Here is a 13,329-nt window from a genome sequence, read left to right on the forward strand (position 1 = left end):
ATGACCCTTGCAGAGCTTGACGACCTGCCCGCGGCCGCGCGCGCCCTTCTGGCGACCCTTGCACCCGAAGCCGCCCGCAGCCTTTCGCCGCAGGGGCGCGAGGTCTGGCGCGAAGGGGCGCAGGCGTTGCACCGCATGGGCCGGGGCGAAGAGCCGGTCTGCGCCTGGATCGAGGCTGCACCGCCGCTTGCGCGCGAACTGGGCGAGGATGTGCTGCCCGATCTGGCCCGCGAATGCCTGGGCCTCGCCTCGCGCACCTCGGGGGCGGTGATCGCGCAGGTGCTGGCGACGGCGCCTCTGGCCGCGCGGCGGCTGGGGGATGCCGATCTGTTCCGGGCCTATCTGGGCTTTCTGAACGTGCTGCTGGCGCAGGCGCCGCGGGCCTTGCGCCCGATGCTCGACCATCTGGACGAGCTGTTTGGCGTGCTGACCCTTGGCGGCCTGCGCCGCTGGGCGCTGTGGGGCGCCGAGGCGCACCGGACGAAACACGCGGAACTTCTGCGCTACTTTGCACTGGAAAGCGCCGAGGCGAAGGCTGTCCTGCAGCGCGAACGCAAGGGGGTGCTGTTCGTCGACATCCACCGCCGGATCGGCGCCTATCTGCGCGCGCTCTGGGGCCGCGACTTCGCCATGCGGCCGACCTCGGGCGACTACGAGGCGCGTGAGGGGCTGCGGCCGTTCATCGAGGACGGCACGCTGCACCTGCCCGACGCCTGGGATGACTGGCAGGGGATCGCGGGGCTTGATCTTTACCGCGCCGCCGCCGCCCATGCCGCAGCGCATGTGGTGGCCCGGCGCGCGCCGCTGGGGATGGACGGCCTCTCGCTGCTGCAGCGCGCCTGCATCGGCCTGATCGAGGACGCCCGCGCCGAGGCGCTGGCCATCGCCCGCTTCCCGCGCCTGCGCGACCTCTGGGCGCGGTTCCACACCGGCGACGGCCCGCTGGACCGGATCGCCCGCGCGCTGCTGCTGCCGGAGGCAGAGACGACCGACCCCCATGCCCTCTGGGCACGCGCGGCCTTCAAGGACGCGGACCTCTCTACAGAAGCGACATCGCGCGCCCTGGGCCTGACGCTGGCCGAGCGGCTTGGCGCCCTGCTCCCGCCGCCTTCCGCCCCTTACCGTGATGACAACCGCGCGCTGTGGGAGGCGGATGACTGCGACTGGGACGACGCCCCCGCCCCCGAACAGCGGCGCCTTTACGTCTCGGTCTCCGAAATGGTGAACGAGGTGGAGGTCGAGACCGCGGGCGAGGATGCGCAGGAGGTCTGGGTCTGCGCCACCGAGTTCTTCGACGATGACGGCATCAGCTACAACGCGCGCGAGGGCCGCGAGCCGGTTTCGCCGCCCCGCACCTACCCCGAGTTCGACCACCGCATCGGCCTGCACCGGCCCGACTGGGCCACCGTGCTGGAAAAGCGCCCGAAGCCGGGCGATCCGCAGGTTGCCGAGGCGATCCTGCGCGACCACCGCCCGGTCCTTTCCCGGATGCGCCGCGTGCTGGAGGCGATGCAGCCACAGGGGGTGCGGCGCCTGCGCAGGCTGGAGGAAGGCGACGATCTCGACCTGAACGCCGCCATTGCCGCGCGGCTGGACATGCGGCTTGGCCAACAGCCCGACCCGCGGGTGATGATGCGGCTGGTCCGCAGCACGCGCGACGTGGCGGTGATGCTGCTGCTCGACCTGTCGGAATCGACCAACGACCCGGTGGGGCAGGACGGCCGACGCCTGATCGACATGACACGCGAGGCGACCGTGCTGCTGGCCGAGGCGGTGCATCGCGTGGGCGACCCCTTCGCGCTGCACGGTTTCTGCTCGGACGGGCGGCACAACGTGTTCTACCAGCGGTTCAAGGACTTCAGCGATGACTGGGGCCCCCTGCCCAAAGCCCGCGTGGCCGGAATGGAGGGCCGCCTTTCGACCCGCATGGGCGCCGCGATCCGCCATGCGGGCTGGCACCTCGGCCAGCAGCGCGCGGCGCGCAAGCTGCTTCTGGTGCTGACCGACGGCGCGCCCGCCGACATCGACACGCGCGACCCCGCGCACCTGCGCCACGACGCCCGCGCCGCGGTGGACGAGGTGACCCGCCAGGGCGTGCAGCCTTTCTGCCTGTCGCTCGACCCGCAGGCGGATGGCTATGTGGCGCAGATCTTCGGCCCGCGCGGCTACCAGATCCTCGACCGGATCGACCGCCTGCCCGAACGCCTTCCCCGGCTCTACGCCGGCCTGACGCGCTGACCCTCGGGCTGGGGCGGCATGAACAGCGCAGGGATCGCCCGGTGCGATCCCTGTTGCGGCCTCTGCGGGTCAGAAGCTTCCGAACGCCATCCCGAGCGCGATGATCAGGACGCAGGCCACCGTGGGCACCAGCACCGCCACCACAAAGATGTCGCCATAGGCCTGGCGGTGGGTCATGCCGCAGATTCCCAGAAGCGTTATCACCGCGCCATTGTGCGGCAGCGTATCAAGGCCGCCGGTTGCAACGGCGACAACCCGGTGCAGCAGCGCGGGGTCCACGCCCTGGATGGCACCTTGCGCCAGGAGCGTCGGCCCCAGCACATCCAGCGCGATCGACATCCCGCCCGAAGCCGACCCGGTGATTCCGGCCAGGGCGCCCGAGGAAAGCGCCGCCGAGATCAGCACATGCCCGCCCGACAGCCCGTCCAGGCTTGCCCGCAAGACCTCGAACCCCGGCAACGAGGCGATGACCGCGCCAAAGCCGACCAGGCTGGCGGTGTTGAAAAGCGGCAGAAGCGCGGATTCCGCGCCGGAGTTCAGAACCTGCATCACCTGCGGCGGACGGCTGAGGATCAGCGCCAGCGCCAGCGCCACCCCAAGCGCGGTGATGACCGACCACAGCCCCTTGACGCGCGAGATCTCGGTCTGGCCATAGACTGCCCCGGCAAGATACCCCGTATCCAGCGCAGGCAGGATGAAGCTGCCCATGATCAGCGTCACCAGCCCCACCGACAGGATCGGCAGCAGCGCGATCCAGAAGGAGATCGGCTCGCCGTTGGCCGGCGCATCGGGAACAACGGGCACGGCATCGCCCAGCAGCGACGTTGCGCGGGTTTGCAGCCAGATCACGCCAAGCCCCAGCATGACAGCGCCCGCAATCAGCCCGAGGCCGGGCGCGGCAAAGGGCGTGGTGCCGAAGGTCGCCATGGGAATCGCGTTCTGGATCGATGGCGTGCCGGGCAAGGCGGTCATGGTGAAGGTAAAGGCCCCGAGCGCAATCGTCGCCGGGACCAGCCGCGCCGGAAGGCCGGTCGTGGCGAACAGCGCGCGCGCAAGTGGCCACGCGGCAAAGGCCACCACGAACAGCGACACGCCGCCATAGGTCAACATCGCGCAGGCCATGACCACCGCCAGAATGGCGTTCTTCGGGCCAAGGGCCGAGGCGATCCCCGAGGCCAGGCGGGCGGCGGCCCCCGAAGCCTCCATGACCTTGCCGAACAATGCGCCCAGCAGGAACAACGGGAAGAACGACACCACGAAGCCCCCCGCCGCCGCCATGAATATCTGTGTATAGCCTGCGAGGACCGGCATACCCGTCGCCGCGGCGGCCGACAGTGCCAGCACGGGCGCCAGCAACAGCACCGAAACCCCGCGCCATGCCCCGATGATCAGCAGAGCCAGTGACAGGACGAGCGGCAGCGCGGACATGTGACCTCCTTTTGCTGCGATGCAGCATAGCCGAGTTCGCGGGCAAGCGCGAGGTGCCCAAACCGCAATTTCCGGCAGGGGCCGCGGTCTTTGGCGGCCGCTTCGGGCGAACGGGAAATGCTCCGGGCTGGCCGGCGCATGGCCAAGCCCGCCATGGGTGGTGCCGACCAGGGCTGCCCCGTTGCCCGACACGGAACGCCTTGTCGCGGGTGGTTCAGGGGCCCGGTGCCAGGGGAAAAGATGCTGAATGTCGTGGCCGATTGAAGCGGCCACCCTCTACCGGCACGAAAGCGGCAGTTTCCTGCCGCCCCGGCCCGCCGTTTGCAGCCGCGCAGACACCCGATCGCACCGACCCTGCCCATCATCCCGATTCGGGGTTGCCATTCCCCTGACGGCTGCGGCCGGGTGTCGTCCCGGGCCGGACGGTCTGCACCGGCCCGCCGCGGCCGGATGCCCCGGCCTTGGACCACGGCGCTGATTGACGTACCTCAGACTTGGCGGGATAGTCGCCCCCAGGGGGGGGACTTGCCGTGCGACCAACCGTCAACGACATCGCCAGAGAGGCGGGCGTCAGCCTTGCCACCGTGGACCGCGTGCTGAACGCCCGGCCGGGCGTGCGCGACAAGACCATCCGCGCGGTGCAGGACGCGATTGCCCGGCTGGGCTATGTGCGCGACGTGGCGGCGGCCAATCTGGCGCGGCAGCGCACCTACCGGCTGGCCTTCGTGCTGCCCGACACCGAAAGCCAGTTCGTCGGCACGCTGGTCTCGGCGCTGCACGCCGCCCGCCCGATGGCCGCCAGCCTGCGCAGCGAGGTGCAGCTTTGCCGCTTTCCCGCCGAAGACCCGCACGCGCTGGCGCACCTGCTGGCCGAACTGGCGGCGCAGGGCGTGGCGGGTGTGGCGCTGATGGCGCCGGAAACCCCGATCCTGCGCGACGCGATCCGGGCGCTGCGCCAGCGCGGCGTGGCGGTGGTGGCGCTGGTGTCCGACCTGCCGAACACCGAGCGCGACCATTTCGTCGGCATCGACAACCGCGCGGCGGGGCGCACCGCGGCGGTGCTGATGGGGCGCTTCCTGCGGGCGGGGCCTGCCAGGGTGATCGTGCTCGCGCAATCCATGCTGCTGCGCGAAAGCAACGAGCGGCGGCTGGGCTTCGACGAGGTCATGCTGCGCGACTTTCCGCAGGTGACGGCGCTGCCGACGCTGGAAAGCCACGGCTCGGCGCGCATCCTCGGGCAGGCCATCACCGAAACCCTGCGCCACACGCCCGAGGTCGGCGGTATCTACCTTCTGGGCAGCGGGCATCGCTACCTGAGCCAGGCATTGCGCGACCGGGGGCTGGCGGGCAGGCTGGTGGTGATCGGGCATGAACTGACGCCGCATGTCCGCGCGGCGCTGGAGGCGGGCAGCATGGATGCCGTCATCACCCAGAACGTCGGGCATCTGGTGCGCTCGGCCCTGCGGGTGCTGCGCGGCAAGATCGACCACAGCCCGATCGACGCGGGGCAGGAGCAGATCAGGATCGAGGTGGTGCTCCGCGAAAACCTGCCCGCATTGGCCGACGACACCGAGGATGACATCAGGGAGGCATCATGAAGACGATCAAGGGACCGGCGCTGTTTCTGGCGCAATTCGCGGGCGACGCGGCCCCGTTCAACGACTGGCGCTCGATCACCCGCTGGGCAGCCGATTGCGGATACGTTGGCGTACAGGTGCCAAGCTGGGACGCGCGGCTGTTCGATCTGGCCCGCGCTGCGGAATCGGTCGATTACTGTCATGAATTCAAGGATATCGCCGCCGAAAGCGGTATCGTGGTGACCGAGCTTTCAACCCATCTGCAAGGGCAGCTGGTGGCGGTGCATCCGGCCTATGACATTGCGTTCGACGGCTTTGCCGCGCCCGCGATGCGCGGCAACCCCAAGGCGCGGCAGGAATGGGCGGTGGAACAGCTGCGTCTGGCGCTGACCGCCTCGCGCAATCTGGGGCTGACGGCGCATGTCACCTTTTCCGGCGCGCTGGCCTGGCCCTACGTCTACCCCTGGCCGCAGCGCCCGGCGGGGCTGGTGGAAACCGCGTTCGACGAACTGGCAACACGCTGGCGGCCGATCCTCGATCATGCCGAGGAGAAGGGGGTCGATCTATGCTACGAGATTCATCCGGGCGAAGACCTGCACGACGGCATCAGCTTCGAGATGTTTCTGGAACGCGTGGGTAACCACGCCCGGGCGAACATGCTGTACGACCCCAGCCACTACGTCCTGCAACACCTTGATTACCTTGACAACATCGACATCTACCACGACCGCATCCGCATGTTCCACGTCAAGGATGCCGAGTTGAACCCCACCGGGCGGCAGGGGGTCTATGGCGGCTACCAGCCTTGGGTCAACCGGGCGGGCCGGTTCCGCAGTCTGGGCGACGGGCAGGTGGATTTCGGCGCGGTGTTCTCGAAACTCACGCAATACGGCTTTGACGGCTGGGCGGTGGTCGAATGGGAATGCGCGCTGAAGAACGCCGAGGACGGCGCGCGTGAAGGCGCGGCATTCGTGCGCGACCACATCATCCGCGTCACCGAAAAGGCGTTCGACGATTTCGCAGGCGGCGGCACCGATCAGGCCGCCAACCGCCGGATGCTGGGGCTGGAGGGCTGACCATGGCGATCGAGGGAAAAACCACGGCGCGCGCGCCGCGCATCCGGCTGGGCATGGTCGGCGGCGGGCGCGATGCCTTCATCGGCGCGGTGCACCGCATCGCGGCACGGCTGGATGACCAGTATGATCTGGTGGCGGGCTGCTTCAGCGCCACGGCGGAAAAGTCGCACGCCTCTGGCGCCGACCTCGGCCTGCCCGAGACCCGCGTCTATGCCGATTTCACAGAAATGGCCGCCCGCGAGTCCCGGCTGAAGGACGGGATCGAGGTGGTCGCCATCGTCACGCCCAACCACATGCACGCCCCCGTGGCGCTGCAATTCCTGCGGCGCGGCATCCACGTGATCTGCGACAAGCCGCTGACCGCCACCCTGCCCGAGGCGAAACGGCTGGCCAAGGCGGCAGAAGCGTCGGGCGCGGTCTTCGTGCTGACGCACAACTATACCGGCTATCCGATGGTGCGGCAGGCCCGCGCGATGGTGGCTGCGGGCGATCTGGGCGAGATCCGGGTGGTGCAGGTCGAATATGCGCAGGACTGGCTGGCCGAACCGATCGAGGCCACGGGCCAGAAACAGGCCGACTGGCGCACCGATCCGGCGCGGTCTGGTGCCGGCGGGGCCACCGGCGACATCGGCACCCATGCCTTCAACCTCGCCTCCTTCGTCACCGGCCTGACGCTGGAAAGCCTTGCCGCCGACCTGCAAAGCTTCGTGCCGGGGCGGCGGGTCGATGACAACGGCCATGTGCTCTTGCGCTTTCAGGGCGGGGCGCGGGGGATGCTGTGGTGCAGCCAGGTGGCGACCGGCAATGAAAACGCGTTGCGCCTGCGGGTGCATGGCACCAAGGCGGGGCTCGACTGGTGCCAGGAAGACCCGAACGCGCTGTGGTTCACGCCGCTGGGCCAGCCGCGCCAGCGAATCACCCGGGGCGGCGCCGGGGCGGGGCCGGAGGCCGCGCGGATGACTAGGGTGCCGCCCGGCCACCCCGAAGGCTATCTGGAAGCCTTCGCCAACATCTATCTGGAAGCGGCCGCGGCGATCCGGGCGGCACAGGCGGGCACCTCCCCTGAACCGGAGGTTGTGTATCCGACCGTGGCCGACGGCGTGGCGGGGGTGGCCTTCGTCGATGCCTGCGTGCGCTCGTCGCGCAAGAACGGCGCATGGGTCAAGCCAAACCTCTGATCTAAAAGACAATGACACCGGCCCGATGCTGCGCCCACAACGTCGGGCCGGTCGCCTCGCAGAAATGAGGGGCGTACCTCAAAAATCCGTTTACAGCGCCCTGCCCGCTTCGCTATCCTCATTCCCAAGAACGAAGGCCGGACGGATTCGATCCGGCACTTAAGTCAACCCGGGAGGAGACGAGATGACACGCAGATTTCTTGCCGCCACGTCCGCCGTGGCGATCATCGCAGGTGCCGCAGCGGCACAGGCGGAAGACCTGACCCTGTGCTGGGCCGCATGGGACCCGGCCAACGCGTTGGTCGAACTGTCGAAGGATTTCGAGGCCCAGTCCGGCCACAAGATGAACTTCGAGTTCGTGCCCTGGCCCAACTTTGCCGACCGGATGCTGAACGAGCTGAACTCGGGCGGCAAGCTGTGCGACCTGCTGATCGGCGACAGCCAGTGGATCGGCGGTGGCGCGGAAAACGGCCATTACGTCAAGCTGAACGACTTCTTCGACACCGCGGGCATCAGCATGGACGATTTCATGCCCGCCACCGTCTATGCCTATTCCACATGGCCCAAGGGCACGCCGAACTACTACGCCCTGCCCGCGATGGCCGATGCCAATGCCTGGTTCTACCGCAAGGACTGGTTCGCCCGCCCCGAGATTCAAGCGGCGTTCAAGGAAAAATACGGCCGCGATCTGGCCGAACCCAAGTCCCAGACCGAACTGCTTGAAATCGCGCAATTCTTCCAGGGGCGCGAGATCGACGGCAAGACGGTCTATGGTGCGTCGATCTTCACCGAGCGCGGGTCCGAAGGCATCACCATGGGCGTCACCGGCGCGCTCTATGCCTGGGGCGTCAAATACGAAAACACGCCGGGGAAGTATGACATGGAAGGCGCGATCAACTCGCCCGCCGCTGTCGAGGCGCTGGAATTCTACAAGGCGCTTTACGACACCGCGACCCCGCCCGGCTACACCAATGCCTACATGGGCGAAAGCCTCGACGCGTTCAAATCCGGGCAGGTGGCGCTGGCGATGAACTGGTTCGCCTTCTTCCCCGGCCTCGCCGCCGACCCCGAGATCGGTGACAAGATCGACTTCTTCGTGAACCCGCCGCAGGTCACCGCAGGCTCCACGCTGGGCGGTCAGGGCATCTCGGTCGTCAGCTATTCCGAAAAGCAGGACGCCGCACTGGAATACATCAAGTGGTTTGCCCAGCCAGAGGTGCAGGCCAAATGGTCCCAGCTTGGCGGCTATTCCGCCGCCAACTCGGTGGTGAATGACCCCGCCTTCAAGGACTCCAGCGCCTTCGCGGGCGACTTCCTCGAAGCGATGGGCGCGGTGCAGGACTTCTGGCAGGAGCCGGCCTATGCCGAACTGCTGCTGGCGATGCAGTCGCGGATGCATGACTACGTCGTGGCAGGAAAGGGCACCGCCAAGGAGGCGCTGGACGGTCTGGTCGCCGACTGGACCGAGGTCTTCAAGGAAGAAGGCAAGCTCTGACCTCCCCGGGCGCGCCGCCCCTTCCGGCGCGCCCGTCACCTCCGGCAGGACATGCGGCCATGACAAGCAACCCCATCGACCGGCTGGCGCGCGCCACCCCGGCGCCAATGGCGGCACGGATGCGCGGCCTGTCGGACCGCGCCATCGCGTGGCTGTTCGTGGCGCCGACCATCTTCCTGCTGCTGGCGGTCAACATCTTTCCGCTGATCTGGACGGTGCGGCTTTCCTTCACCAACTTCCGCGCCAACCGGCCAAATCAGGCGGTGGAATGGGTGGGGCTCGAGAATTACACCCGCATCCTGACCGATCCGGGCATCTGGCAGAACATGCAGGTCACCGCGCATTTCCTGTTCTGGACGATTTTCTTCCAGGTGATCATCGGCTTCAGCCTTGCCTGGCTGATCAACCGCAAGTTCCGCGGCAATGACCTGTGGACCACGCTGATCGTGATTCCGATGATGCTGTCTCCGGCGGTGGTCGGCAACTTCTGGACCTTCCTCTATCAACCCCAGATCGGCCTGTTCAATTATGTCGTCGAATTTCTGACCGGCACCCCCGCCGCCAGTTTCCAGATGCTGGGGTCGGTCACCCTGTCGCCCTGGGCCATCGTGATCGTCGACACCTGGATGTGGACGCCCTTCGTTATGCTGATCTGCCTCGCCGGGCTGCGCTCGATCCCCGACTACATCTATGAAGCGGCCGAGATCGACCGTGCGTCGAAGCTGCGGCAGTTCTTCACCCTGACGGTGCCGATGGTTCTGCCCTTCCTGATGCTGGCCGTGCTGTTCCGCGGCATCGAGAACTTCAAGATGTTCGACCTCGTCGTGCAACTGACCGGCGGCGGGCCCGGGTCGGTGACCGAGCTTGCCTCGATCAACCTCAAGCGCGAGGCGTTCGAGAAATGGCGCACCGGCTATTCCTCGGCCTACGCGATCATCCTGTTCGTGACGGTGTTCGGCCTCGCCTCGATCTACGTCAAGGCCCTGAACAAGGTGAAGGAAAGATGAGCGCCTATTCCATCACCGAACCGTCGGGGCGCCAGAAATGGGTCGCGGGCACGCTGGTGATCGGCTACGCGCTGATCACGCTGCTGCCGCTGGTCTGGATCATCATGACCGGCTTCAAGACCCCGGCCGACGCGATCAGCTATCCGCCGAAGGTGGTGTTCCAGCCCTCGCTGGAAGGTTACGTCAACCTGTTCACCACCCGCACCCGGGTCACACCCGAGGCGCTGGCCGCCCTGCCCCCGCCCTCGGGCTTTGCCGAAACCATCGTGCGCAACCGCGGCATGGTGATCGCCGGGCCGTCGAAGTTCGGCGAGCGTTTCGTGAATTCGGTGATCATCGGCTTCGGCTCGACGTTCCTGTCGATCGTGCTCGGCACGCTGGCGGCCTATGCCTTCTCGCGCTTCAAGATTCCGCTGAAGGATGACCTCTTGTTCTTCATCCTTTCGACCCGGATGATGCCGCCCATCGCCGTCGCGATCCCGATCTTCCTGATGTATCGCAGCCTCGGGCTGTCCGACACGCATCTGGGCATGATCCTGCTCTACACCGCCGTCAACATCAGCCTCGCCGTCTGGCTTCTGAAGGGTTTCATCGACGAGATTCCCCGCGAATACGAGGAGGCGGCGCTGATCGACGGCTACACCCGCTTTCAGGCCTTCGTGAAGGTGGTGCTGCCGCAGGCCGCAACCGGCATCGCCTCGACCGCGATCTTCTGCCTGATCTTCGCCTGGAACGAATATGCCTTTGCCGTGCTGCTGACCTCGGGCACCGCCCAGACCGCGCCGCCGTTCATCCCGACCATCATCGGGATCGGCGGGCAGGACTGGCCGGCCGTCGCCGCCGGGGCCACGCTGTTCCTGCTGCCGGTGATGGTGTTCACCATCCTGCTGCGCAAGCACCTCTTGCGCGGCATCACCTTCGGGGCGGTGCGCAAATGACCTCTGCTGCATTCATCTTGGCCCAAGTATCCCCGCCGGAGGCACCCGGCACCGGCGGCGGGAGCCTCCGGCGGGGATATTTGAAAACAGAAGAAAGGGGTGGGGCATGAAGGCGTTCCTGTCCGGTCTGGTCCGGTTGCGCCGCGGTCCGTGGGAAATGCTGGCCACGCTGCTGATAGCACTTGGGGTGGTGATGCTGATGCAGCCCTTCGTGCTCTGGGCCTTCACCTGGTCGTTCCTTGTCACGCTGCTGGGCACGGTGATGTTCATCATCACCAGCCACTTTCCGGAGTAACCCCTTGGTCGAGATCGTCATCCGCAACCTGCGCAAGGAGTTCGGCGCCTTCGTCGCGGTGAAGGAATCGTCCTTCACCATCCGCGACGGCGAGTTCTTCATGCTGCTGGGGCCGTCGGGCTGCGGCAAGACCACCACGCTGCGGATGATCGCGGGGCTGGAACTGCCGACCAGCGGCGAGATCTGGCTGGGCGGCGACGAGGTCAGCCAGAAGCCCGCCAGCCAGCGCGACATTGCCTTCGTGTTCCAGATGTTTGCGCTTTACCCGCACATGAACGTGCGGCGCAACATTTCCTACCCGCTGGTCAGTCAGGGGATGCCGCGCGCCGAAGTGCGGGCGCGGGTGGCCGAGGTGGCGCGGATTCTGGGCATCGAAAGCATCCTCGACGCGCCGGTGGGAGGGCTTTCGGGCGGCGACCGTCAGCGGGTGGCGCTGGGCCGTGCCATCGTGCGCCGCCCCGCTGCCTTCATGATGGACGAACCGCTGGGCGCGCTGGATGCCGAGTTCCGCGAGCGCATGGCGGAAGAACTGCGCGCCCTGCACGACCGGATGGGGGCGACCACCGTCTATGTCACCCATGACCAACTCGAGGCGATGCAGATGGGCGACAAGATCGTGGTGATGAATCACGGCTCGGTCGAACAGTTCGGCACGCCGCAGGATATCTACGACCACCCGGCCACACTGTTCGTCGCCGATTTCATCGGCAGCCCGTCAATGAACTTCCTGCGGTTCGACGGTTCGTTCCGGGCGGGCGACGCGCAGATCAGCCTGGGCGGCCATGCCGTCGCCACGCCGGAACTGCACGACAGCGCCACCCTGCGCCCGCTGGTGCTGGGCGTGCGGCCCGAGCATGTGCGTCTGAGCGATGCCGGGGCCTACCGGGGCCGGATCGAGGCGGCGGAATATCTGGGCACCACCCAGATCGTCACCCTCACCACGCCGCATGGCACGGTGAAGGCGCGGATCGGGTCGGGCAGCCCGGCGCGGGTGGGCGAGGTCGTGGGGTTGGAGTTCACCGGCTCCACCCTGTCACTGTTCGATGCCGCCACCGGGCGCGCCTTCCGCACGGCGGCGAATGCGGGGGTGAACCATGGCTGAGGTGGTGCTGGACGGTCTTTCCAAATCCTTCGGCAAGACCAAAGCCTTGCAACTGGTTTCTCTGGTCATCCGCGATGGCGCCTTCGTCGTGCTGCTGGGCCCCACCGGCGCGGGCAAGACCACCACCCTGCGCCTGATTGCCGGGCTGGAGAAGCCCGACGCGGGCGACATCCGCATCGGCGGCACCTCGGTGCTGGGCGACATGCCGGCCCAGCGCGACGTGGCGATGGTGTTCCAGCAATACTCGCTTTACCCGCATCTGACGGTGCGGGAAAACCTCGCCTTTCCGCTGCGCTCGCCCATCCTGCGCTGGGGGCAGGCGGCGATCGAAAAGCGGGTGAAGGACGTGGCCGAAGTGCTTCGGATTGCACACAAACTCGACAACAAGGCCACCCAGCTTTCGGGCGGCGAGATGCAGCGGGTGTCGATCGGGCGGGCGCTGGTGCGCAGCCCGCGCATCTTCCTTATGGATGAACCGCTGTCCTCGCTCGACGCGAAACGGCGCGCCGACCTGCGGGTGGAGCTGAAGCGCATCCATGCCGAACTTGGCGCGACCTTCCTTTACGTGACGCATGACCAGATCGAGGCGATGACCATGGCGACCCATGTCGGCGTGCTGGATGCCGGGCGGCTGGTGCAGTTCGGCAGCCCGCGCGCGATCTACGAACACCCGGTCAGCACCTATGTCGCGACCCGGCTGGGCCAGCCGCGCATCAACCTGCTGCCCGCCACCCTGTTCGGCCCGGCCCCGGCGCGGGCGGCGCAGATCGGGCTGCGCCCCGAACATATCGTGCAGGGCGAGGGGCTGGATGCCACCGTGCGCCGGGTCGAGCATCTGGGCGACCAGACCCGCCTGCACCTGACGCTCGGCCCCCACGACCTGATCACGCTGAGCGACGTTCACACCCCGCTGAAACCCGGCGACACCCTCGCCATCCGCCCGCAGGACCCCTTGTGGTTCGATGCCGGCGGGCTGCGGCTGACCTGAGGAGGAG

Annotated in this window: 11 protein-coding genes; 10 read left to right on the top strand and 1 reads right to left on the bottom strand. The window is 67.5% G+C overall.

The window, feature by feature from the left end; all coding sequences use genetic code 11:
• Positions 1 to 2,238 carry a VWA domain-containing protein gene (locus RNZ50_03080; GenBank protein MDT8854029.1) on the top strand — a complete coding sequence of 746 codons (2,238 nt, stop codon included), beginning with the start codon at positions 1 to 3 and terminating at the stop codon, positions 2,236 to 2,238.
• A gap of 69 nt (positions 2,239 to 2,307) precedes the next feature.
• Here RNZ50_03080 and RNZ50_03085 read toward each other — a convergent pair whose 3' ends face one another.
• Positions 2,308 to 3,666 (bottom strand): GntP family permease, encoded by a 1,359-nt coding sequence (locus RNZ50_03085; protein MDT8854030.1) that lies wholly within the window; start codon positions 3,664 to 3,666, stop codon positions 2,308 to 2,310.
• Positions 3,667 to 4,196: 530 nt separating this feature from the next.
• On the opposite strand from RNZ50_03085, the gene RNZ50_03090 reads away from it, so the two are divergent.
• The 9 genes from RNZ50_03090 (at position 4,197) to RNZ50_03130 (ending at position 13,322) form a co-directional block, all read left to right on the top strand.
• Complete coding sequence (locus RNZ50_03090) at positions 4,197 to 5,264, top strand: LacI family DNA-binding transcriptional regulator (GenBank protein MDT8854031.1); 1,068 nt, start codon at positions 4,197 to 4,199, stop codon at positions 5,262 to 5,264.
• Complete coding sequence (locus RNZ50_03095) at positions 5,261 to 6,319, top strand: sugar phosphate isomerase/epimerase (protein MDT8854032.1); 1,059 nt, start codon at positions 5,261 to 5,263, stop codon at positions 6,317 to 6,319. Before RNZ50_03090 ends, RNZ50_03095 begins: the two co-directional genes overlap by 4 nt.
• 2 nt (positions 6,320 to 6,321) lie before the next feature.
• The gene (locus RNZ50_03100; protein ID MDT8854033.1) at positions 6,322 to 7,497 is read left to right on the top strand and encodes a Gfo/Idh/MocA family oxidoreductase; all 1,176 of its coding nucleotides are present in this window, start codon (positions 6,322 to 6,324) and stop codon (positions 7,495 to 7,497) included.
• 184 nt (positions 7,498 to 7,681) lie between these two features.
• Positions 7,682 to 8,992, top strand: a complete 1,311-nt coding sequence (locus RNZ50_03105; GenBank protein MDT8854034.1) for an extracellular solute-binding protein — start codon at positions 7,682 to 7,684, stop codon at positions 8,990 to 8,992.
• 59 nt (positions 8,993 to 9,051) lie between these two features.
• A complete protein-coding gene (locus tag RNZ50_03110; GenBank protein MDT8854035.1) occupies positions 9,052 to 9,999 on the top strand; it encodes a sugar ABC transporter permease in 948 nt (315 codons plus the stop codon).
• Positions 9,996 to 10,937: a carbohydrate ABC transporter permease gene (locus RNZ50_03115; protein ID MDT8854036.1), complete on the top strand. Its 942-nt coding sequence runs from the start codon at positions 9,996 to 9,998 to the stop codon at positions 10,935 to 10,937. Before RNZ50_03110 ends, RNZ50_03115 begins: the two co-directional genes overlap by 4 nt.
• A 106-nt stretch (positions 10,938 to 11,043) precedes the next feature.
• A complete protein-coding gene (locus RNZ50_03120; GenBank protein ID MDT8854037.1) occupies positions 11,044 to 11,232 on the top strand; it encodes a hypothetical protein in 189 nt (62 codons plus the stop codon).
• 4 nt (positions 11,233 to 11,236) lie between these two features.
• Positions 11,237 to 12,334 carry an ABC transporter ATP-binding protein gene (locus RNZ50_03125; GenBank protein ID MDT8854038.1) on the top strand — a complete coding sequence of 366 codons (1,098 nt, stop codon included), beginning with the start codon at positions 11,237 to 11,239 and terminating at the stop codon, positions 12,332 to 12,334.
• Complete coding sequence (locus RNZ50_03130) at positions 12,327 to 13,322, top strand: ABC transporter ATP-binding protein (GenBank protein MDT8854039.1); 996 nt, start codon at positions 12,327 to 12,329, stop codon at positions 13,320 to 13,322. The genes RNZ50_03125 and RNZ50_03130 overlap by 8 nt, the downstream gene beginning before the upstream one ends.
• Positions 13,323 to 13,329: the final 7 nt, after the last annotated feature.

Source organism: Paracoccaceae bacterium Fryx2 (genome assembly GCA_032334235.1).
In the GTDB taxonomy this organism is placed as follows: domain Bacteria; phylum Pseudomonadota; class Alphaproteobacteria; order Rhodobacterales; family Rhodobacteraceae; genus JAVSGI01.